Here is a 21,676-nt window from a genome sequence, read left to right as displayed (position 1 = left end):
GGGTGGGCTGTTCGTCCCAGGGCCACACCGCATGGGCCCCGTTCCGCCGGGTGCGTGCCATCGCTCAGGCGATGGCTATGCCGTCCAGCTTGCCGGCCTTCGCCTCCTCCACCAGGGAAGCGAACTGGTCGACGCTCATCTGGACGCGCTGTCCGAAGTCGTCGGTGAGCAGAACGCGGCGCTCGGCGGGGGCGCCCGGGTCGACGAACAGCTGCGGGCAGCCGCAGTTGCAGTCCCCGCAGAAGGTCGCCAGCGGCTCCAGACCAGTGATGTCGCTCATCGTGCACTGCCTTTCGGGGGAAGTCGGGCGGCCGGAGGCATGTCGACGACCTGGGGCCGGTACTGCCCTGGACATACCCCCGGGCGCACGACGCGACGCGCCCGCGTGCAGGGCGGCCGGGGCGCGCTCTCTGGTCCCATGCGCCGGTTCACCCCCGATGCTTCCGTTTGCCTGTGTCTCAGGGGAACCAGGCCGGGTGCGACAACGACTACCTAAGGAGGTGTCACTCGATCCGAGGACGAGGCGCGGTGCGGGTGCCGCGTACAGCTGAACACACGCACCCCTCGGCCCGTACATCTTCACGTCGGGCACCCAAGCCACCACACCGCACCACGCAAGGAGCGACCGTCATGGCCGAACGCCACTACACCGTCACCGGGATGAGCTGCGAGCACTGCGCCGAGAGCATCACCGAGGAGGTCTCCGAGGTGCCCGGCGTCGACGAGGTCCTGGTCGAACTCGCCACGGACACCGTCACGGTACGGGGCACCGCCCTGGACGACGGCTCCATCCGTCACGCGATCGTCGAGGCCGGCTACACCGTCGCCAAGCAACAGGCCGCCTGAGATCCCTCACCGGCCTCAGCGCCGTGACGGGGCTGCTCACACCATCGTCAGGAGCATCACGGCGGTGATGCCCGCCATGGCGATACGGCCCACCGGAACCGGGTCCGCGCCCCGGGGACGGTCCGAGGCAACCTGCCGCCACAGGGTGACGGCCATGGACAGGACGAAGTACAGCGCCAGGACGGCGCAGGCGATCGCCCATCCGGACACCGTCGTCGACATGGCCATGCCCGCGTGCGCGCGCATCGGGTGGGCGGCCCGCATGGCGAGGACCATGCACACCATCGCCCCGCAAGGCCACCCCGTGCTGAAACCAGTGCGCCCCCCGTGAGCGACACTCTGACCATCGGTGTGCTGTTGTTCGAGGACGTCGAGGAACTCGACGTGGTCGGCCCGTGGGAGGTGCTCGGTTTCTGGGCCGCCCACATCGCGTCATCTCCCGTGCAGGTCCTGGCCGTTGGACCGGAGGCCGGAGTGGTGCGCGGTTCCAAGGGGCTGGGACTGGTCGCCGACCGCGCCCTGGCCGACGCGCCGCCGCTCGACGTCCTGGTCCACCCCGGCGGCAACGGCACGCGGGCCCTGGTCAAGGACGCGGCGCACCTGGAGTGGCTGCGGAGCCTGCGCGAACAGGGCACCGTCCTGGCGAGCGTGTGCACCGGCTCGCTGGTGCTCGCCGCCGCCGGGCTGCTGGCGGGCCGCCCGGCCACCACGCACCGGGACTACCTCGACAAGCTCGCGACGACCGACCCTTCGGTCGACGTGCGGACGCGGGAACGGTACGTGGACGACGGCGACATCGTCACCAGCGCCGGGGTGTCGGCCGGCATCGACATGGCGCTGCACCTGGTGACCCGCTACGGCGGGAGCGAGGCAGGTGAGCTGACCCGGGCCGGAATCCAGTACGAGGCCCCGGAGTCCGGGGCAGGCGGCGGGTCCTGAGGCAAGCCTCCTGAATCAGCGATCCGCGGTTTCGGCCGACCGGGTTCCGTACACCACCGTTTCCTGGTGCGCGAGCGGTTGGGCTCCGTAGGTGACACGGATGACGCCGTCGCCGTGCCGCTCGGTGCTCGCCCGTACGCCGAAGACGTCCCTGAGGGTCTCCGGGTTCAGCACCTCCAGGACCGGCCCCGCGGCCACCACGGCTCCCTCGTGCAGGACGACCAGGTGGTCGCAGAGGCGGGCGGCGAGGTCGAGGTCGTGCAGGACCGCCAGGGTGGTGATGCCGGTGGCGCGGATCAGGCCCAAGAGTTCGAACCGGGCGCGGATGTCGAGGTGGTTGGTGACCTCGTCCAGGACCAGGAGCTGCGGGCTCTGGGCCAACGCCCGTGCCAGCAGGACACGTTGGCGTTCCCCGCCGGACAGGGAGGCGTAGTCGCGGTCCGCGTACGGTCGTACGCCGCAGTGGTCGATGGCCTCTTCCACCGCCCGGTGGTCCTCGGCGCCGTCGCGGCCCAGCAGGCCGTGGTGGGGGGCGCGGCCGAGGGCGACGATCTCAGTGACGGTCAGGCCGGTGGTGTTGCCGGTGGCGTCCTGGAGGACCGCGGCGGTGCGGCGGGCCGCCGTGCGGGCGGACAGCGCCCATACGTCGTCCTCGCCGACCCTGACGACGCCGTCCGCCGGGCGCAGTGAACGGTAGACGGCCCGCAGCAGGGTCGACTTGCCGCTGCCGTTGGGGCCCACGAGGCCGACGATGTCGCCCTTGCGGGCCTGAAGGCTCACGTCGCGGAGGATCGGACTGCGGTCCAGGGAGATGTGGAGCTGATCGACGGTGAGTTTCATGGGTCAGTCCAGGCCCTTGTTGTGGCGCAGCAGCCACAGGAAGAAGGGGGCGCCGAGGAGGGCGGTGAGGATGCCCAGTGGCAGTTCGTTGGGGCGGTTGAGGGTGCGGGAGAGCAGGTCGACGAGGACGAGGTAGACCGCGCCCAGCAGGGCGGTCAGGGGCAGGAGTCGGCGGTGGTCGGCGCCGGTGGTGAGACGGACGAGGTGCGGGATCATCAGGCCGACGAAGCCGATGCTGCCGGCGACGGCGATGACGGTTCCGGTCAGCAGCGCGCTGAGCACCAGGAGGACGGCGCGCAGCCGGTTGACGTCGACGCCGAGGGCGGTGGCGGACTCGTCGCCGGCCAGCAGGACGTTGAGCCGCCGGCCGAAGAGAGTGAGCAGCGCGGTGCCGACGAGCACCACCACGGCGACCGTGGGGAGTTGGTCCCACTGGGCGCCGGCCACGCTGCCCAGCATCCAGAACATGACCGTCCGCAGCTCGGTCGGAGTCGCCTGCAACTGGACGAAGCTGGTCGCGGAGAGGAAGACGTAGCCGACCGCGACCCCCGCCAGTACCAGCCGGGTGGGCGCGAGCCTGCCCCGCCGCTGCCCGAGGGCGAAGACCAGCGCGCCCGCCACCACCGCGCCGATGAAGGCCGCCGCCGACACCCCGAGCCCGGCGAGCGCGGCGCCGCCGCCCAGGGTGATGACGAGGACCGCGCCGAGCGTGGCGCCGTAGGAGAAGCCGAGGACGATGGGGTCCGCGAGGGGATTGGACACCACCGTCTGGAGCACCGCGCCGGACACGGCCAACGCCGCGCCGACGAGGGCGGCCAGGACCACCCGGGGGGTGCGGAAGTTCCAGACGATCTGGTCGAGCGCGGGGTCGCTCGGCGGTGTCCCCGCGCCGGTGACGTGGTGCAGCACGATGCTCCACACGTCACCGAGCGGGATGGTGACGGCGCCGATGCTGATCGCCACGATCATCGTGGCGATCAGCGCGACAGGCAGGAACGTGAACGCCAGAGGGGTCCTGAGCCGGGTCAGAACGCGGCCGGGTGCAGCATCTTGGCGACCTTCTCCACCGCCAGGTCGTTGCTGGGGCCGAGGTACATCGAGTCCGACAGTGCCACGTACGTGCTGTTCTTCGCGGCCGGCCACTGGGGGAACTCCTTCAGCAGTTTCTTGGCGTAGGCCGCCGGGTTCGGGTCGTTGTAGCCGATGACGACGAGCGCGTCGATTTCGGTGGCGGCCACCTTCTCCTTGCTCAGGTCGGCGAAGGAGGTCTTGGAGGCGTTCTCGAAGGCGTTGGAGCCGCCGGCCTTGGCGAGGATGTCGTTGTAGATGCCCTTGGCGACGACGGAGCTGAAGTCGTTGCCGCCCATCGTCATGTTGGAGAAGAGCACCATGACCTTCGGCTTCTTCTCGCCCTTCACCTTGTCCGAAACCGCCGCGATGTTCTTCTCGGAGGCGACGATCAGCTTCTCGGCCTCGTCGTTCTTGTTGAAGATCTTGCCCATGTCCCGCAGTAGCGTGTAGCTGTCGGCGATGGTCATCTTCGAAGTGTCCTGGTCGCAGCCCTGCGGGGAGACATAGCTGTTGGCGCCGACCTCCTTCAACTGCTCTCGGGTGGCGAAGCCGTTCTTCTCGTCGAAGCCGTACGAGGTGGTGGACAGGACGAGATCCGGGCGCAGGCCGAGCATGGCCTCGCGCGGGATGTCGTAGGCGTCGTTGAGCTTCACGTCACCGGTGGGCAGCTTTTTGATGGCGGCGGCGCGGCCCGCGACCTCCGACATGCCGTAGGTCTGCTGGTTGGCGACGATCTTGTCCTGGAGGCCGAGGGCGAGGAGGGTGGAGACCTCGGCGACGGAGGCGCCGTTCATGACGACCACCCGGCTGGGGGCCTTCTTGACGGTCTCCTTCTGGCCGCAGTTGTCCAGGGTCACCGGATAGCCGGTCTTCGATGCGGCGGCCTCGGTCGTCGTGCCGCTCGCCTTGTCGTCGTCCGAGGAGTCGCCGCATGCCGCCGTGAGCAGACAGAGGGCTGCGGCCAGGGCGGTGGCGACCGGCCGGTTCATCGACATGCGGGCTCCTTGCATACGGGATGCGTTCATCGGCTTACGGGTTCTGTTGCAGTAGTCGGTGCGCGGTGACCGTGAGTTCCCGGCAAGTCCCGGTTATTTTCCGGGTGTTGCGGGATGGGGCCGCCGTCCGGCCGGGGCCGGCAGCACACCCGCGGTGACGCAGTGGTCGAGCTGGCCGAAGACCAGGTCGCGGTCAACGGGCGGGCAGGTGATGCCGCTGCCTTTCAGACCGGTGCGGACGTTCTCGGCGTGGATGTAGCCCAGGCGCAGGTCTGTTCGGGCGTCCTGTTCGGTGGAATCGAAGAAGGCGAGGGTCGTGGCGGCGACGTCGGCCGAGCGGGGCAGCAGCTCCCGCCACCGCGCCAGCGGCAGTCGTCGTACCGGATAGCCATACGCCTCCACCCAGTCGTAGACGTCGCCGAGGCGTACCCGGGGCAGGGTCGCGTGCTGGAAGACCGGGCCGCCGGCCGCCGGGTTCGAGTTGAGACAGAGGTGGACGAGGGACCGGGCCACGAAGTCCACCGGCGTCCAGACCTCGTCCTCGAACAGGTCCGGGACGATCCCCGCCGGGATCCCTGCCCGCAGCACACTCCACAGGAAGTCCCGCTCGTTGACGTATCCCGTGCCGGATGGTCCGACCACCCGACCCAGCCGGTGCACGGTGACCGGCAGGCCGCGTTCGGTCGCCTGCTCCAGCAGACGTTCGGAGGCCCACTTCGACTGCTGGTAGCCGTACCGCAGTCCCTCGTGCGGCGGCAGGAACGCCTCCGGCACCTCGGGACTGCGGCTCGCGGGCGGGGCCACGGACAGGGTGGAGACGTAGTGGAGGGGGGTCATGCGTACGGCGGCCAGGCGCAGCAGGTCGCGGGTGGACTCGGTGTTGGCGGCGCGCAGGGTGCCGTAGTCGCGCATGATGCTGACCGTCGCGGCGTTGTGGAAGATCGCGTCGCAGGTCCCGGCGAGGTCGGTCAATGCCTCACGGTTCAGGCCGAGTTGGGGGCGGGTGAGGTCGGCGGGGAGCGCGGTGACGCGGAGGCGGGCCCGCTCGTCGAGCACGATGCCGTGGTGAGTGAGGGCTTCGTGGACGCGGGCGGTGGCCTCGGCCTGGTCGCCGGCCCGCACCGTGCACACGATCTCGGCCGCCGTGCCGGCCAGGAGTTCCGCCAGCAGGTGGGCGCCTACGAAACCGGTCGCGCCGGTGAGCAGGATGCGGCGGGGGGCGCCGTCCGGGGCGCGGTTGATGCCGGGGCGGATGCCCGGGTCGAGGACGGCGTCGGCGAGGAGGGCCGGCGGAAGTCCGGTCGGGGCGGTGGGTGGTTGTGCGTCCTCGCCGAGGAAGCGGGCCAGTGCGGCGGCTGTGGGGTACTGGAAGAGCCAGGCGACCCGTATCTCGCGGCCGAGTTCGACACCGAGCCGGTTGGCCGCCTGGATGGCCTGGAGGGACTGGGCTCCGAGGTCGAACACGTCGTCGTCGACCGTGACGGCCTCCGCGCCGAGGAGCTGCTGCCAGACGCAGGTGATCGTCCGCTCCAACGGGTTGCCCTGGGAGGGGACCTGTGGTGCGGAAGGCGTACTCAGGGCCGCCCGGTCGATCTTTCCCGAGCCGGTACGGGGCAGCCGGTCGAGGAGTTCGACGGCTGAGGGGATCATGGTGGCGGGCAATCGCGCCCGCAGATGTTCCCTGACCTCGGACGTCGACGGCGCCGGGGACTCCGTGACCAGGTGGGCGACCAGGCGGCGGGTGCCGTCGGGCAGGGTCTGTCCCACGACGGCCGCCTCACGGATCCCGGGATGGGTGTGCAGGGCGCTCTCGACCTCGGCGGGCTGGACGCGGTGGCCGCTGATCTTGAACTCGTCGTCCGCCCGGCCCAGGAAGCGCAGTTGGCTGTCCTCGCCGACACGGACCAGGTCGCCGGTGCGGTAGGCGCGGGGGGCACCGGTGAGTGAGGGGAACGGGGCGAAGCGGGAGCTGTCCGGCGGTGTGCCCCGGTAGCCGCGGGCGAGGGAGGCGCCGAGCAGGTACAGCTCGCCGTCGACGACGGCGGCCCGGGTACCGGGCAGGGGCAGGCCGATGGGGACGTCACCGGGGACGAGCGCGGGGTCGTGCAGGTCGGCGGCGGTGGCGACGACGGTGGCCTCGGTCGGCCCGTAGGTGTTGAGCAGCCGGACGGAGGTGCCGACGGCCTTCCGCCAGCGGTCGACCCGTTCGGGCAGGGCCGCCTCGCCGCCAATGACGACGGTCCGCACGCCCTCGGGCAGCGCGGCGGCGCCGGTCGAGACCGCGTAGGCCAGCTCGTGCCAGTACGCGGTGGGCAGGTCCAGCACGCTCACCCGCAGCCGGGCGCACTCCTCCAGGAAGCGCGGCACGGACTGGGTCATGTCGTCGGCGCGGATCACCAGTGTGCCGCCGGCGCACAGGGTGAGGAAGAGTTCCTCCACGCTGGCGTCGAAGTGCAGGGGGGCGAACTGCAGGACCCTGTCTCCTTGTCGGATGCCGTAGCGGTGTGTGGCCGCGGCCACGAAGTGGGCCAGCGCGTCGTGGCCGATCTCGACGCCCTTGGGACGGCCGGAGGAGCCCGAGGTGTGCAGCACGTATGCCAGGTCGGCGGGTGCGGGCGCCGCAGGGAGGGTGCTGGTGGCGGGCCCGGGGTCCGGCTGGTCCGGCAGGAGTACGGCGTGGTCCGTGAAGTCGGCCGCGCGGTCGCCGGTCGTCACGACGAGTGCGGGAGTGGCGTCGGCCAGGAGGTGGGCTCTGCGCTCGGCGGGGGCCGCGGGGTCGAGGGGGCAGTAGGCGGCGCCCGACAGCAGCACACCCAGGATGGCGGTGACGGCGTCGATGCCCCGGGGCAGGGCCACCGCCACCACATCGCCCCGGCCCACGCCCCGGGCGGCCAGACGGCTGGCGATGTCCTGTGCGGAGTCGAGGAGTTGGGTGTAGGTGGTCCTGGTCCCGGCGTGCTCGACGGCGACGGCTCCGCCGCCGCGGGCGGCGTGGTCGGCGATCAGGCTCAGCACCGGGCGGGCGGGGGTCGGCAGCGGGCCGCCGTCCAGGAGGGTGGCAGGGACGGACACAGCCACGGTTGGGGACGCGCCCTCCAGCTCCCGCAGCGGCCGGTCCGGGGCGGCGACCGCCCCGTCGAGGAGAGCGAGCAGGTCCTCTTGAAAGGCGGCCGCCTCGCTCTCCGTGTACAGGTCCGGGTTGGCGTCCAGGGCGATGCGCAGACCGGTGCCGTCGGAGCGGTCGTAGATGTTGACAGCCAGGTCGTCGACGGGCCCCGCGGACACGTTGTGGACGGTGCTGCGGTGACCGGCGAACCGCAGGTCGTACTCGAACGGCATGATGTTCACGCCCGGCCCGGACAGCCGCCGCTGGCCGCCCACCAGCTTCAGGTCGCGGCGCAACTGCTCGTAGCGGTAACGCTGGTGGGGCAGCCCGGCGCGCAGTTCGCGGGAGACGCGGGCCGTGAGGTCGCGCAGGCTGTCGTCGGCGCTGACGGGCACGCGCAGGGGCAGGATGTTGCGGACCATGGCGGGCACGCGCAGGGAGACGGACCCGAGGCGGCCCATCGCCGGCAGGCTCAGGACGATCTCCGGGGCGCCGGTGACCCGGTGCAGGTGGGCGACGGTCACCGCGAGCAGTACCTCGGACCACGTCGCCGACAGGTCACGGGAGACCGTGCGCAGGGTGCCGGTCCGGGCCGGGGCGAGGTCGGTGACGTGACGGTGGAAGGTGCGGGCGGGCAGGACGGAGCGGCCTGCCGGGCTGGCTACCGGGGGACGGTCGGCGTACCGGTCGGTCCAGTAGGCGCGGTCCTTGGTGTGGCGGGCGGACTCACGGTAGGCCAGCTCTTCGGCGCGGACGGACTCCAGGGTGCCGAAGCCGCTGTCGGAGACGGGTTCGCCAGCCGTGAGAGCGGTGTAGACCTGGGCCACGCGCCGGGCGACGAGGGAGAGGCCGAAGCCGTCGAGGGCGATGTGGTGGACGCGGTGGTACCAGAGGTACTGGTCCTGGCCGGTGCGCAGCAGGGCGTGGCCGAAGACCGGGCCGCGGGTGAGGTCGACGGGTCGGGCCATGTCCTGGTCCATCCAGGCGAGGGCGGCGGTCTGCGGGGCGGGCTCGGCGGTGAGGTCGGTGACGCGGGTGTGCCAGTCGCCGGCCGGGGTGTCGACCTGCCAGGGGCGGCCGGTGTCGTCGGTGACGAAGGTGACGTTGAGGGCCTCGGTCTCGGCGACGACGTGGTGGAGTGCGGTGTCGAAGACGGCCGTGTCCACCGGGCCGTCGATACGCACGTACTCGGCGGTGTTGTAGGCGGGGCTCTCCGCGTCCAGCTGCTGGCCGGCCCAGATGCCTTCCTGGGCGGCCAGTAGCGGATGACGCCCGCCTGCCGACGTGCTGTCAGATGTCGGCACGGGCTGCTCCCTTCCGGCGTTCGGCCAGCAGCTGCCACCACTGGGCGAAGGAGGTGCGCTCGGCGAGCTCGACGAAGCTCACGTCGGCGCCGGCGGCCTGCCACCGCTCCAGCAGGGTGACGATGCGCAGGGAGTCCAGCCCCGCGTCCAACGGGCTGTCTTCCAGGTCGACTTCGTCGGGCCTCAGGAACAGGCACTCCGCCAGGTCGGAACGGAAACTGTCCGGGGTGAGGGCTTCAGGCATGGGGTTCTCTCTCAATGGCACGGCCGGGATGGGTCAGTTGACCTTGCGCGCGGAGTCGTTCCAGAAGCGGTCGCGCAGTTCGCGTCGGAGGATCTTGCCGCTGGGGTTGCGCGGGACTCTGTCGATGAACTCGTAGCGGGCGGGCAGTTTGAAGGCCGCCAGCCGCGGGACGAGGAAGGTGTGCAGGTCCCGGGGGCTCGGCTCGTGGCCCGAGACGGGGACGACGAAGGCGTGGACGTACTCGCCCCAGCGCTCGTCGGGGGCACCGACGACGACGGCCTCCGCCACGCCGGGGTGCGCCTCCAGTACGTTCTCGATCTCGGCCGGGTAGACGTTCTCCCCCGCGACGAGGACCGCGTCCTTGATGCGGTCGCGGATGAAGACGTAGCCGTCCTCGTCGACGTAGCCCGCGTCCCCGGTGTGGATCCAGCCGTCGACGAGGGTCTCGGCGGTCTTGTCGGGCAGTCCCCAGTACTCGACCATCCGGGCCGGGGTGTGCAGGCAGACCTCTCCGACCGCGCCCGGGGGCAGTTCGCGGCCCTGCTCGTCGATCACCTTGCTGCGTACCCCCGGGTAGGGGTGGCCCGCCGCCTGCATGAGGGGGCCGCCCGGGACATGGGCTGCCGGGGGCAGGCAGACGGCGGTGTTGCCGGTCTCGGTCAGGCCGTAGATCTGGGCGAACTCGCACTCCAGGACGGCGAGACTCTCCTCCAGCAGCGCCTCGGCGATCGGCGAGCCGCCGTAGACCGTCTTGCGGAGCGTGGTGAAGTCCTCGGCGCTGACGCCGGGTTCGGTGAGCATCATGCGGAGCATGGCGGGCACCACGCAGGCCGTGGTGATGCCCAGGTCGCGGATCAGGTCGACGGCCCGGCGGGCGGCGAAGGCGCGCATCGCGACGACGGTCGTGCCGGCGTTGAAGTTCTGGGTGGCCCACCACAGGCCGCCGACGTGGAACCCTGGGATGCCGATCAGCGCGATGTCCCCGGCGCGCCAGTCGATCCAGTCCAAGCCCTCGCTCGCCAGGGCGTCGCGGATCGCGAAGAAGCTGCGGTGGGCGAGCACGACACCCTTGGGCAGGCCGGTGGTCCCGCTGGTGTAGAGCTGGGCGACCGGGGTGTCGGAGGTGGCCTCGAACTCCGCTTCCGAATCGGCATGTTCGGCCCGCCAGGTCCCGAACGCGCTAAGTCGTACGACCGTTTCGGGCGGCGCGGTGGGCATGCCCTCGACGACCTGCGTGAACTCGTCCTCCAGGAAGAGAAGTCGAGTCCCGGAGTCCTGGAGGATGTGGCTCACCTCCGGTGCGGTCAGCCGCCAATTGACCGGCACCAGGACCGTGCCGCTCTTGGCGCAGCCGAAGAGGATCTCGTAGTAGTGCTCGGACTCCTTGCCGAGGTAGGCGACCCGGTCGCCCTCGCCGAGTCCGGCGGCGCGGAGGGCGTGGGCGACCCGGTTGCTGCCTCGGTGCAGCGCGTCGTAAGTGAGGGTGCGGCCTTCGCAGATCACCGCGGCCGTGTCGGGCCGGTGTTCGGCGTGGAAGCGGGTGGTCTGGACGAGGGTGCGCAGTCCGGGGTGGTGGACCCTGCCGTTCGCCGGCGGTGACGCCGTGGATGTCTCCATGGACAGTCCTTCGGTGGTCAGAGGATGTTGACGAAGGTGGTGATCAGGCGACGCTGACGAAGTCGGTGTCAGGGGATGTTGACGAACGCGAGGGTCGCCTCGCCGTCGCACCGGCCGCCGTCGGCGTCCCAGTAGCGGTACGACGTCTCGGCGTGCAGGAACGGGCTGCCGCCGCCCGGGGTGCGCCGGCTGACCGAGCAGAAGGCCATCTCCCCGGAGAAGGCACGGGCGTTGACCGGGCGGCGGAAATTACCGGCGAAGCGGGCGATGAGGATGTCTGGGAGCTGGTGGCGCCAGAAGTCGTCCAGGGTCCAGGTCTCGAACCCGGTCAGGAACCCTTCCTGCACGGACTTGGCGACCAGGTAGTACATCATCTGGTTGTAGGCGATGTTGACCTCGACCGAGTTCAGGTGGCCGGTGTCGTCGATGTAGCAGGACTCCGGGATCGCGAACGCAGAGCGGACGGAGGTGAGTCCGGCGGAGGCTGTGACCTCGGCGGACCTCAGGTACTTGCAGTGCTGCTTGTAGGGCGTCAGGACTCGGGCCAGCAGTTCCTCGTCGGTGGGGTACGACCGCTGGGACGGAACGACGGCTTGGCCGGTGACGGGCGCGGTCACGCGGCCGGTATCCCGTCGTACAGCCTGCGCTCGTCGTGGACGGTGACGCGGTGGGAGACGGTGGGTTCCGGGGTGGTGGTGTGGCGAGCGCGGTGGATGAGGCCGCGGTTGTCCCAGACCAGCAGGTCGCCCTTCTCGAAGCTCTGGAGATGGATGTTGGGGTGCTCGAAGGTGTCGTCGAGCTGGCCGGTGGCTTCGAAGAGGTTCTTGAGCAGTTCCTCGTCGAGCGGTTCGCCGTCCTGGTTCTCTATGCCGACGGTGAAGCCCTCGCTGATGTAGAGGACGGTCTCGCCGGTCATGGGGTGGGCGAAGGTGGTCGGCTGGCGAACGGCCGGGGTCTTGGTCTCGACCTCCTCGATGATCTCGGAGATCGGGCGGTAGACGTCGTGCGGGCGGATCTTGAAGTACTTCCGCACGGAGTGCCGGCACCGCGTTCCGGCGATCTCCTTCTTCAGCTCCTCGGGCAGCCGCTCGTACGCCCGGCCCATGTCGATGAAGTAGGTGCCGCGGTTCTTCTCCGGGACGACCTGCGGGTGGATCAGGGTGATGCCGAAGGGGTCGGGCATGAACTGGTAGTCGGCGTGCCAGAACTTGCCCGTCTTCGGCACGCCTATCTGCCTGCCGTTCTCCGGGACGTTGGAGGAGACGAATATCTCCGGTACGTCCGGGTGCTTGTACATCGGCTCGTAGTACGTCTCGGGGCGGCCCAGGCGCTTGCCGAGGGCGAGGAACTGCTCGGGAGTGAGGTCCTGTCCTTTCAGTACGGCGATCTTCTTCGTGTAGACGGCCTCCTTGAGGGTCTGGATGTCGGCGTCGGAGGCCGTGGTGTGGTCGAAGTCCTCGACGGTGACGCCGAGCGCGGCGCCGGGCTGTTTCTTGATCTGCATGGCTACCGGTCCTTCCGGGGTTCGGGCGGGGTGGTGTGGGGTCAGACGGTGGTGGTGCGGCGGGAGTCGACGAGAGCGGCGATCTGGCCGAGGGTGAGGTCGGGCTTGAGTTCGTCGTCGCCGACGGTGACACCGAGGTCGCGTTCGATGCGGATGCTGATCTCGACCGTGGTCAGGGAGTCGACGTCCAGTGCGCCGAGGGTGGCCTCGGGGCGGATGAGGTCGGCGGGTACGTCGTGCAGGCCGACGATGACGTCGACGAGCCGCTCGTAGGTGGTCATGGTGTGGTCCGTTCCGGTTGAGGGCTTGGGACGAGCGTGGGCCAGGTCAGGAGGCAGGAGCCCCAGGTGAGGCCGCCGCCGAAGGCGGTGAGCAGGAGGCGGTCGCCGGGGTGGATCCGCTTGGCCGCCATGGCATCGGCCAGGGCGAGCGGGATGGAGGCGGCTCCGGTGTTGCCGCGGGTGTCGACGTTGGTGACACAGCGTTCCTGGGGCAGACCCAGGTCGTCGGCGACGGAGTGAAGGATGCGCAGGTTGGCCTGGTGGGGCACGAAGTGGTCGACGTCGTCGGTCGTCCAGCCGGCCCCGGACAGCGCGGTTCGGGCGGAGGCTGCCATGCGGGTCACAGCGTGGCGGTAGACCTCCTTGCCGCGCATCGCGAAGTGCTGTTCGGCGTGGGTGGGTTCGCCGCCGGTGGAACGCTGGCGGGAGCCGCCGGCGGCGACCGTGATCAGGTCCTCGTGAGCGCCGTCGCTGCCCAGGTCGAAGTGGCCCACCGCGCCGGGCTCTTCAGCGTGTCCCGCGCGCAGGACGACCGCTCCGGCGCCGTCCCCGAAGATGATCGCGTTGCTCCTGTCCAGCGGGTCGACGATGGTGGAGTAGGTGTCCGCGCCGATCAGCAGGACCCGCTCGGCGACGCCGGAGGCGATCAGCCCGGACGCCGTGGCGAGGCCGTACACGAATCCGGTGCACACCGCGCCGACGTCGAACGCCGCGGCTCCCGCCAGGCCGAGGCGGTTGGCCACCACGGGCGCGGTGGCCGGGCAGGGGCGGTCCGGGGTCGTCGTGGTGACGATCAGCGTGTCGACCGTCTCGGTTCCGGCCGACCGCAGTGCGCGCCACCCGGCCTCGACGGCGAGGTCGGAGGTCGCCTGCCCGGGCTCGGCGAAGTGCCGTCGGCAAATCCCGGTGCGGGTGCGGATCCAGGTGTCGTCGGTGTCGAGCCGCTCGGCGAGTTCGTCGTTGGTGACCACGCGGGGCGGCACCCATCCGGCGAGTCCGCACAGGACGGCAGCCGGACCCGGCGGTCTGGGGGTCTTGCTGGGCACAGCGGTTCTCCTCGTGGGATGAGAAGGCTCGTGGGTCAGAACGGGGCCGGGTGAGGCGTCTAGGCGGCGGAGGTCGTGGTGGTGCGCAGGGCCAGGGTGAGCGGCACGGCGCAGCAGAGGCCGGCCGCGATGGTGAAGACGGCGATACGTATGCCGGTGAGCAGGGCGTCGGCCGGCGGGCCCTGGCCGACGCCCGACGACAGGGCGACCAGCAGGGCGAGGCCGACCGCGCCGCCCACTTGGAGGGTGGTGGAGGCCATGCCGGAGGCCACGCCCTGGTCCTCGGCGGCCACTCCTGAGGCAGCGGCGATCCACATGCCGGTCCAGGCGGCACCCTGGCCGAGCCCAAGAAGCACGATGCCGGGCAGCAGCAGGGTGTACGAGCCGTCTCCGGTGAGCGCGAGCCCGAGAGTGGCCGCCCCTCCCGCGCCCAGCATCATGCCGCCGGCCAGCATGCGCCCCACCCCGACGCGGGCGACGGCCAGTTCACCGGCCTTGGTGCCCAGGGCGGTCACCACGGCGGGGACGAGGAACGCCAGTCCGGTGGCGAACGCGCTGTAGCCGCGCACGTTCTGGAAGTAGAGGGTCATAAAGTAGGGCAGTGAGCTGAAGGTGGCGCTGTAGAGGGCGGTGACCGTCATCGCGGCGACCAGCCCGCGGTGGGCGAACAAACGCGTCGGCACCAGGGGGTCGCGCGCACGGGTCTCGACGACCGCGAAGACGGCCAGCAAGGTGACCGCGAGTGTGGCACTGAGCAGCGCTGACGGGCTGCCCCAGCCAGCCTCGGGGGCGTGCACCAGCAGGAACACCAGGAGCGTGATCCCGCCGGTTCCGGCCAGCGCGCCCATGACGTCGAACCGACGGGGGCCGGTCCGCGGGCCGTCCGCAGGGAAGAGCCTCCGCCCCGCCCACGCCAGCGCCGCCGCCACGGGCACGTTCACGAAGAAGACGGACGGCCAGCCGAACGCCTCGACGAGCACGCCGCCCAGCAGTGAACCGAAGCACAGGCCGCCGGCCCCCGCAGCGCCCCACACCGCCAGGGCCCGGTTCCGGGCGGGACCCTCCTCGTAGATCGTGTTGATCAGGGCGAGAGTGGCCGGGAACAGCAGCGAGCCGCCGATGCCCTGCACCGCGCGGACGGCGACCAGGACGGCCGCCGACCCGGACAGCCCGCCCACCAGCGAGGACCCCGCGTATACGAGGGCCGCGGCGACGAAGGTCCGGCGTCGGCCCAGCAGATCGGCCATCCGGCCGCCCAACAGGAGGAAACCACCCGTCGTCACGACGTAGGCGCTCACCACCCACTGGAGATCGTGCGGGGAGAAGCCGAGGCCGGTGCCTATGTCGGGAAGGGCGACGTAGACGATGTTGTAGTCGAGCGCGATGACCAGCTGGGCCAGCGCCAGAACGAGAAGGGACAGTCGCGCCCGCACCGGTCGACATCCTCCTCACCCGCCAATGGGAAACGGAAAAGAAAACTCAGATCAAAAAATCGAATCGGTCGATCATTTTCAGTCACCATAACACTCCGAAGAGGGCTAGGAAATGCCCCGCGAGGGAACATGCACCGAGAGCGCCGATTCCATTTCAGGGCAGCACATAATTCCGACAGCGCCACACTGCCGGATGGTTATTCGGTACGGATATTCAGACCGTCAGCCGTCTCCCATGAGGCGCCTGATCTCGTTGATGAGCGTGGTGAGGGCCTGCCGCTCCGGAATGGTCGTTTCCGGATGCCAGAGGTCTACGAGAAGACACGTCCGTGGCCTGTCACCGTCATTACGTGCCTCGTGCTCAAAGGAGTAGTCGAAAAGCAGACACTTCCCCTCCACCCAGGAACGGGTTTCACGCGCCACCGTGATACTGCAACCATCCGGAATATCCACGGCGAGATGCAGATTGATACTGAAGTTCCACAGGTCGCAGTGCGGGGCTATGGCCGCACCCGGCAACAGGGTGGAGAAATGACATTCTAGGAGGGGACATATCTTTTCCGTCCTGACGGCGAACTCGTCGAGCACCTTGTACGCCGTGGGCACGGTGCCCGCCGATTCCTCGACCAGTCCGCCGCCCCGGTACAGATAGAGGGCCTGCCAGTCCTCCTGGCGGGTCAGATAGTGCTCGTAGCCCGAGAACGCCTCCCGGCGCCCCGCCCAGGCGGCGGTCAGCTCCTCCTTGATCACCGGATGAGCGGCTTCGAGCGCCTCGACGACCGGGGTCAGTTCGGGATGGCTGCGAGGGTCGTGCCAGGGGGTGGGCGACAGCCCCGGAAGGATCCACTTTGCGCCCTGCTGGAGCAGGTGTCGCGGGCCCCCTCCCCCGGGTTCGAGCATGAGTTCCACACGTCTGATGGAGTCCGCGCCGTGCTCGCCTCTGATCTCTGCGAAGGCGTTCTCTATCTCGGGTGTCATGCAGGCCCCTCCTGACCGCTACCGTCGCGGCCGACCGCCAGGTCGGTGTCGCAGTAGTAGTCGGGGCAAGAGCCCGGGGAGTTCCCGCGAGATTCCGTCAATTCTGCGGAACGGCACAGGACTTACCCCCCTCCCTCCAGCGCCGTAGGTGAACGGGGCGCACCGAGGACCGCGCCGGACCGGCCCGGCGTCGTGGGCACGCGCCGGTCGCACAGGGCGGTGAGCACGGGATCCGCGGTCCACACCAGCAGAGTCACCCGCGGTGCCAGGCAGCGGAATCGCTTGATGTTGATTCCCACACCTCAGTAGTCGGCCGCCCTTGCCGTCGAGTTCCCGGCGGCACGGCCCGATCCGAGGACCGTACCGCCGGGGATGGAGGCAACATCGCTCACAGCGCCGAAAGGCGTCAGGCAGCGAGGGCGCTCGCAGCCTCGGCCTCCTGCAGCAGCCGTTCGAGGGTTACGCGGGCTCGGGACACGCGGGAGCGGACCGTGCCGACAGGACAGCCGACGAAACCGGCCGCCTCCTCGTACGACAACCCGACCACCTGGGTCAGCAGGAACGCCTCCCTGCGTTCGTCGGGCAGGGTCTCCAGGAGGTCGAGCAGGGCAATACCGTCGTCGAAGCCCGGCAGGTCGCGGGGCTGGGTGCCCTCCACCGCCGTCTGCCAGTCGACGGCGTCCGCGATCCTGGGGCGGACCGCGGCGCGACGCAGGCTGTCGGCGACCGCGCGGCGCGCGATCGACAGCAGCCAGGTACGGGCCGAGGCCCGGCCTTCGTAACGGTGCAGGCTGCCGAACGCCCGCGCGAAGGTGTCCTGGGTCAGGTCGCGGGCGGTCTGGGGATCACCGCTGAGGTGAGCCACGTAACGCAGCACGTCACCGTGCAGGGCGCGGACGAAGTGCTCGGCCGCGTCGGGGTCTCCGCCGCGGGCGGCCAGCGCCCACGTGGTCGCCGACGCGTCCATGGAGGCACGATCCGCCCGTGCGGGCATGACAGAGATCATCTCGTGATGTCCTTCTCGGGTCTTCCGGGGCCAGGCCCGCACAGGGGTATGGCTCACCGGCGCATGGGTGCGCCCGTACGCAGAGGTAGGGCGATGCCCGGAGCCCGTCAGGAACAGTCCGCTCGCGGCGGCGCGTGGGTGTGCCGAGCAGAGGAGCTAGGCACATCTGCGCGCGAGAACACCGCAGGACGAGAGGACAAAGGGGCTCCGGTGGATCCGGCTGTCTCAGCGGACAGCGGCACCCACGGGCGGCCCCCGGAAGGTGAGCGAACAGCACAGAAGCAGACGCACCGGGGCCGGAGCGTCGACAGCACGGCGCCTGTGTACGTCAGGGCGGCGGAACGGCGTGGGCAGGGCCCCGAGCAGCCGCAGAGGGACCGCCAGCCAGGCCGCCGCCGCCCGGAGAACGCGGAAGACGGCCCGCTCGCCGTAGGCGAGCCACAGCCCGCACAGGACCGCGGCCAAGAGGTGCGCGGCGAACATGCCGACCGAGGCCGCACCGCTCGTGCCGGCCATATCGTGCATGACGTGCATATGGTCGAGGCCGGCCATGCCGTGGACCGTGTGGCCGGCCGACCCCATGTCCATCCCGCCCGTGGAGCCCATGCCCATGGTGCTCGCGCCCACCGAGGGACGGGTGTGGGGCATGGCCGTGGGGCCGGACGCCGACGACTGCGCCAGCGAGAAGGTCTCGTGGAGCACCGCCTGGGCAGCAGTCACGACCGCGACGATCGACGTGCGGCCGCGTTCGTCCCCGGCGAGCAGCCAGCCTGCCACGCCGGTCCCGATCGCTCCCGCGGCCATGGCCCACCAGGGGACGGGGGTTCCCGACATGGTCGCGTGACCGAGGGCGGCGAGCAGCACGCAGGCGGCGGCGAACACGCCGGCCCGCGCTGTGCGGCACCACCCTGGGACAGTCATAGCCCGCTCATCCTCGCACCCGGGGTCCGATCGTCGTCAGGGGGTACGTAGGATCCCCCATCCTCCGACTCACCGACAAGGAGGTGACACAACTCACAGCAGACGCACGGGAACTCAGGGAGCGCAGGGGACGACTACTGCAGCGACACCGTACCCGGTCGCACCACCACGGCCAGGACTCTGACCGGGCCGCTGCGTCGGAATTCCAGGGTGAACGGCACGAGATCACCCGAACGCCACGCGTGCGAGGGCGCGGGCACCGTCAGGTCGATCCCGCTCGGCGACATGGCGAGGCTGTCGCCCGCCGTGACGGAGACGGAGTCGATGGCGGACCGGTAGGCCGCGTTGCCCTGTTTCATGCGGTGCCGGGAGAGTGTGACGTCGCCGGGGACGTCACGGGCGGTGATCCGGACGAGTGCGTCGGCGGAGCCGCCTTCGTTGGCGATGCGGAAGAACGCCGCCGTGTCCGGGACTCCGGCGGACGGCAGCAGGACCCGCCCCTCCGTGACGCGGATACGCGCCGGGCTGCCGGCCCTGCCCGTGCCGACCCAGGTGGTCAGCCCCGCCAACGCCACACTGCACGCCGCGACGGGCACCAGGACTGCGAGCGTGCCGTCCCGCAGCCGCCGCCGGTCGAAGCCCCTCGGTGAGGAGAGCCGATCCTTGATCCGCCTCATCGCACACCGGCCTTCCCACCGCGCGTCCCGTGCGCCCGGCCACGGGCCGGAGACGGCTGCCAGCTGCGCAGCCGCAGGCTGTTCGCCACCACGAGCACGGAGCTCACCGACATCGCCGCGGCGGCGACCATGGGGTCGAGCAGGCCGACCATGGCGAGCGGCACGGTGACGACGTTGTAGCCGAAGGCCCATGCCAGGTTGGCCCGGATCGTGCCCAGAGTGCGCCGGGCCAGCCGGACCGCGTCGACAAGGGCCTCGATGTCTCCGCGGGCCAGGGTCAGATCGGCCGCGCCGATGGCCACGTCGGTGCCGCTGCCCATGGCGATGCCCAGATCGGCGCCGGCGAGCGCTGCGGCGTCGTTCACACCGTCGCCGACCACCGCGACCCGTGCGCCCTCCAGCTTCAGCTCCCGTACGAGGGCGGCTTTGTCCTCGGGGGTGCAGCGGGCGTGCACCTCGTCGATGCCGAGCGCGGCTGCGACGGCCTCGGCAGGCGCTTTGCGGTCGCCGGTGGCCAGCACCGGGCGGATGCCGAGCCGACGCAGCCGGTCCACCGCCCGGTAGCTGCCGGGGCGCACCACGTCACCGACGGCGATCAGCGCCTTCGCCCGGCCGTCCACCCGCACCAGAACCGGTGTGTGCGCGGCCTGCTCCGCCGCGGTCAGCGCTTTGGCCAGCGCGCGCGGCAGCTTGCCGTCCGGCGCGCCCACCTCGATCACAACACCGTCCACACAACCGCTGATCCCGTACCCGGGGACTGCGGCGAAGTCCGTGACGTCCGGCAGCGGTTCGTCGTCCCCCGTACGGCGCGCGTACGCGGTGATCGCCCGCCCGATCGGGTGCTCGGAGCCCTGCTCCACGGCCCCGGCCAGCCGCACCACCGTCTCCTGCCCGAGGGTGCCCGGCAGCGCGGTGACCTTGGCCACCGTCATGTGACCGGTGGTCAGCGTGCCGGTCTTGTCCAGGACGACCGTGTCCACATGCTGAAGGGCCTCCAGCGTCTGCGGCCCTCTCACCAGCACGCCCAACTGCGCCCCACGCCCGGTCGCGGCCATCAGGGCGGTCGGTGTCGCCAGCCCCAGCGCGCAGGGGCAGGCCACGACGAGAACGGCCACACAGGCCGTTAGGGCCGCCTGCAGATCGGCCCCGGCACCCAGCCAGAACCCGAGGACGGTCACCGCGATGGCGAGGACGACGGGTACGAACACTCCGGCGACCGCGTCGGCCAGCCGCTGTGCCCGCGCCTTGCCGGCCTGCGCCTCCGTGACGAGGCGGGTGATCCGCGCCAACTGGGTGTCCGCGCCGACCGCCGTGGCCTCGACGAGAAGCAGTCCACCGGCGTTGACGGCACCGCCGACCAGAGCCGAGCCGGGGCTCACTTCCACGGGCTCACTCTCGCCGGTGACCAGGGACAAATCCACGGCGGAGGTACCCTGCGTCACCCGCCCGTCGGTCGCGACCCGCTCACCCGGGCGCACCACGAAGACCTGCCCTACGCACAGCTGCCCGATGGGAATGGACCGCTCGCCGAGCTCGTCCCGTACCGACACCTTCTTGGCCGCCAGCTCGGCGAGCGACCGCAGCGCCGCCCCGGTCCCCCGCCGGGCCCGTCCCTCGAGGAACCGCCCGGTCAGCACGAACAGCGGGACGCTCACGGCCGCTTCCAGATACAGGTGCGCCATGCCCTCCGACGCGGCAGGCAGGAGGCTGAACGACATCCGCATCCCGGACTCGCCCGCCCCGCCCAGGAACAGCGCGTACACCGACCACGAGAACGACGCCACGACCCCCAGCGAGACGAGGGTGTCCATGGTGGCCGTGGAGTGACGCAGCCCGCGCAGCGCCCTGAGGTGGAAGGGCCAGGCGCTCCACACCGCCACCGGGGCGGCCAGTACGAAACACAGCCACTGCCAGTTGCGGAACTGCAGGACCGGCACCATCGACAGCACCAGCACCGGCACGGCCAGCAGCGCGGTGACCGTGATCCGTTCCCGCTCGCGCCGGGACTCGGCCTCGTCCTCGTCCACCGCCCCGGAGTCCTCGCCGTCCTCACTCGCAGGCAGTGCGGCCTGGTACCCGGCCTGTTCGACCGCGGTGACGAGGGCCTCGGGCGCGACATCGGCCGGATGGCTGACCCGGGCGAGCCCCGTGGCCAGGTTGACCGTGGCCGTGACGCCCTCCAGCTTGCCGAGCTTCTTCTCCACCCGCCGCACACAGGCCGCGCAGGTCATCCCGCCCACGGTGATGTCCGTGACGACCAGGCTCGCCGTCGGTTCGACCGCCATCACTCACCGCTCCCATGGCTCATCCCGGGCATGTCGTCCATGCCCCCGCCATTCCCACCGCTCCCGCCGCTGCCCCCGGTTCTTCCGGTGCCGTGCATGCCGGGCGCCACCGGCCCCGCCGCCGACCCGACGGCATAGGACACCGAGAACAGCAGCACCAGCAGGATCAGGAATCCGCAGAGCGCCGGAGGCGGCAGCAGTCTGCGGCGGGTCGCACCGGTGGAGCGGGGTGACAACGGAATATCGGCCATGCCCGGCCTTCCTGGTCGCATCGAACCGTCGTGCAGGTGATGGCAGTTGTAGCCGTACCGTTCCAGTTGTCGGATCGACGGAGAGACAAGTTCCGGGACCTAATCGTGACTTGCCTCACAATCGCTGACACCACCGAAACCCGCGGAGCGGGAGCCGCAGGCGCGGGCGGCGGCCACGGATACGGGACACGGGCAGGCGCACCCGGGAGCCCCTCGACAGGCAGTCGGGTCCGTCACGCGTTGGAGGAGTCGGACAGAGCAAGGTCCGAGTTCCGGCACGCCTTTTGGCGTACGCCCCAAGAAGGATGACCGCTCGGCGGACGTGTGCTCTG

General features: G+C 70.7%; 21 protein-coding genes. 2 read left to right on the top strand and 19 right to left on the bottom strand.

The annotated features are described in order from the left end of the window. Positions 1-64: 64 nt before the first annotated feature. A complete protein-coding gene (locus ABZ656_RS12030) occupies positions 65-280 on the bottom strand; it encodes a hypothetical protein (protein WP_360267064.1) in 216 nt (71 codons plus the stop codon). Positions 281-630: 350 nt separating this feature from the next. On the opposite strand from ABZ656_RS12030, the gene ABZ656_RS12025 reads away from it, so the two are divergent. After that, the gene (locus tag ABZ656_RS12025) at positions 631-846 is read left to right on the top strand and encodes a heavy-metal-associated domain-containing protein (RefSeq protein WP_360267061.1); all 216 of its coding nucleotides are present in this window, start codon (positions 631-633) and stop codon (positions 844-846) included. Positions 847-882: 36 nt separating this feature from the next. Here ABZ656_RS12025 and ABZ656_RS12020 read toward each other — a convergent pair whose 3' ends face one another. Continuing rightward, a complete protein-coding gene (locus ABZ656_RS12020; protein WP_360267058.1) occupies positions 883-1,131 on the bottom strand; it encodes a DUF5134 domain-containing protein in 249 nt (82 codons plus the stop codon). Positions 1,132-1,173: 42 nt separating this feature from the next. Here ABZ656_RS12020 and ABZ656_RS12015 point away from each other — a divergent pair, with 42 nt between their 5' ends. Then, complete coding sequence (locus tag ABZ656_RS12015; protein ID WP_360267055.1) at positions 1,174-1,785, top strand: DJ-1/PfpI family protein; 612 nt, start codon at positions 1,174-1,176, stop codon at positions 1,783-1,785. Between the two features lie 15 nt (positions 1,786-1,800). On the opposite strand, the gene ABZ656_RS12010 is transcribed toward ABZ656_RS12015, so the two are convergent. From ABZ656_RS12010 to ABZ656_RS11930, 17 genes are all read right to left on the bottom strand, one after another. Next, the gene (locus ABZ656_RS12010; RefSeq protein WP_360267052.1) at positions 1,801-2,625 is read right to left on the bottom strand and encodes an ABC transporter ATP-binding protein; all 825 of its coding nucleotides are present in this window, start codon (positions 2,623-2,625) and stop codon (positions 1,801-1,803) included. A gap of 3 nt (positions 2,626-2,628) precedes the next feature. Then, positions 2,629-3,594: an iron ABC transporter permease gene (locus ABZ656_RS12005; protein ID WP_360267049.1), complete on the bottom strand. Its 966-nt coding sequence runs from the start codon at positions 3,592-3,594 to the stop codon at positions 2,629-2,631. Between the two features lie 56 nt (positions 3,595-3,650). Beyond that, positions 3,651-4,691 (bottom strand): ABC transporter substrate-binding protein, encoded by a 1,041-nt coding sequence (locus tag ABZ656_RS12000; protein ID WP_360267046.1) that lies wholly within the window; start codon positions 4,689-4,691, stop codon positions 3,651-3,653. 93 nt (positions 4,692-4,784) lie between these two features. Next, entirely contained in the window at positions 4,785-9,101 is a 4,317-nt protein-coding gene (locus tag ABZ656_RS11995; protein ID WP_360267043.1) for an amino acid adenylation domain-containing protein, read from the bottom strand. Then, positions 9,088-9,345: a phosphopantetheine-binding protein gene (locus ABZ656_RS11990; protein WP_360267040.1), complete on the bottom strand. Its 258-nt coding sequence runs from the start codon at positions 9,343-9,345 to the stop codon at positions 9,088-9,090. Before ABZ656_RS11990 ends, ABZ656_RS11995 begins: the two co-directional genes overlap by 14 nt. Positions 9,346-9,378: 33 nt before the next feature. Then, on the bottom strand, positions 9,379-10,962 hold the full coding sequence (locus ABZ656_RS11985; protein ID WP_360267037.1) for a long-chain-fatty-acid--CoA ligase: 1,584 nt from the start codon (positions 10,960-10,962) through the stop codon (positions 9,379-9,381). A gap of 68 nt (positions 10,963-11,030) precedes the next feature. Next, positions 11,031-11,579, bottom strand: a complete 549-nt coding sequence (locus tag ABZ656_RS11980; protein WP_360267034.1) for an FcoT family thioesterase — start codon at positions 11,577-11,579, stop codon at positions 11,031-11,033. After that, entirely contained in the window at positions 11,576-12,466 is an 891-nt protein-coding gene (locus ABZ656_RS11975; protein ID WP_360267031.1) for a TauD/TfdA family dioxygenase, read from the bottom strand. The genes ABZ656_RS11980 and ABZ656_RS11975 overlap by 4 nt, the downstream gene beginning before the upstream one ends. Before the next feature lie 41 nt (positions 12,467-12,507). Continuing rightward, the gene (locus ABZ656_RS11970; protein WP_360267028.1) at positions 12,508-12,747 is read right to left on the bottom strand and encodes an acyl carrier protein; all 240 of its coding nucleotides are present in this window, start codon (positions 12,745-12,747) and stop codon (positions 12,508-12,510) included. Next, positions 12,744-13,793, bottom strand: a complete 1,050-nt coding sequence (locus ABZ656_RS11965; RefSeq protein ID WP_360267025.1) for a beta-ketoacyl-ACP synthase III — start codon at positions 13,791-13,793, stop codon at positions 12,744-12,746. The genes ABZ656_RS11970 and ABZ656_RS11965 overlap by 4 nt, the downstream gene beginning before the upstream one ends. A 59-nt stretch (positions 13,794-13,852) precedes the next feature. Then, positions 13,853-15,226: an MFS transporter gene (locus ABZ656_RS11960; protein WP_360267022.1), complete on the bottom strand. Its 1,374-nt coding sequence runs from the start codon at positions 15,224-15,226 to the stop codon at positions 13,853-13,855. A 222-nt stretch (positions 15,227-15,448) separates the two neighbouring features. Continuing rightward, positions 15,449-16,204: an aspartyl/asparaginyl beta-hydroxylase domain-containing protein gene (locus ABZ656_RS11955; RefSeq protein ID WP_360267019.1), complete on the bottom strand. Its 756-nt coding sequence runs from the start codon at positions 16,202-16,204 to the stop codon at positions 15,449-15,451. A 406-nt stretch (positions 16,205-16,610) separates the two neighbouring features. Then, on the bottom strand, positions 16,611-17,210 hold the full coding sequence (locus ABZ656_RS11950; protein ID WP_360267016.1) for a sigma-70 family RNA polymerase sigma factor: 600 nt from the start codon (positions 17,208-17,210) through the stop codon (positions 16,611-16,613). A 225-nt stretch (positions 17,211-17,435) separates the two neighbouring features. Continuing rightward, positions 17,436-18,131 carry a hypothetical protein gene (locus ABZ656_RS11945; protein ID WP_360267013.1) on the bottom strand — a complete coding sequence of 232 codons (696 nt, stop codon included), beginning with the start codon at positions 18,129-18,131 and terminating at the stop codon, positions 17,436-17,438. A 134-nt stretch (positions 18,132-18,265) separates the two neighbouring features. Then, positions 18,266-18,808, bottom strand: coding sequence for a copper chaperone PCu(A)C (locus tag ABZ656_RS11940; RefSeq protein WP_360267010.1), 543 nt, complete (start codon positions 18,806-18,808; stop codon positions 18,266-18,268). After that, positions 18,805-21,093, bottom strand: a complete 2,289-nt coding sequence (locus ABZ656_RS11935) for a heavy metal translocating P-type ATPase (protein WP_360267007.1) — start codon at positions 21,091-21,093, stop codon at positions 18,805-18,807. The genes ABZ656_RS11940 and ABZ656_RS11935 overlap by 4 nt, the downstream gene beginning before the upstream one ends. After that, positions 21,093-21,344, bottom strand: coding sequence for a hypothetical protein (locus ABZ656_RS11930; RefSeq protein ID WP_360267004.1), 252 nt, complete (start codon positions 21,342-21,344; stop codon positions 21,093-21,095). Before ABZ656_RS11930 ends, ABZ656_RS11935 begins: the two co-directional genes overlap by 1 nt. Positions 21,345-21,676: the final 332 nt, after the last annotated feature.

The organism is Streptomyces sp. NPDC007095, from assembly GCF_040634475.1.
Taxonomy (GTDB): Bacteria; Actinomycetota; Actinomycetes; order Streptomycetales; family Streptomycetaceae; genus Streptomyces.
Note: the sequence above shows the minus strand (reverse complement) of the source record. Positions and strands in the feature narration are given on the sequence as shown.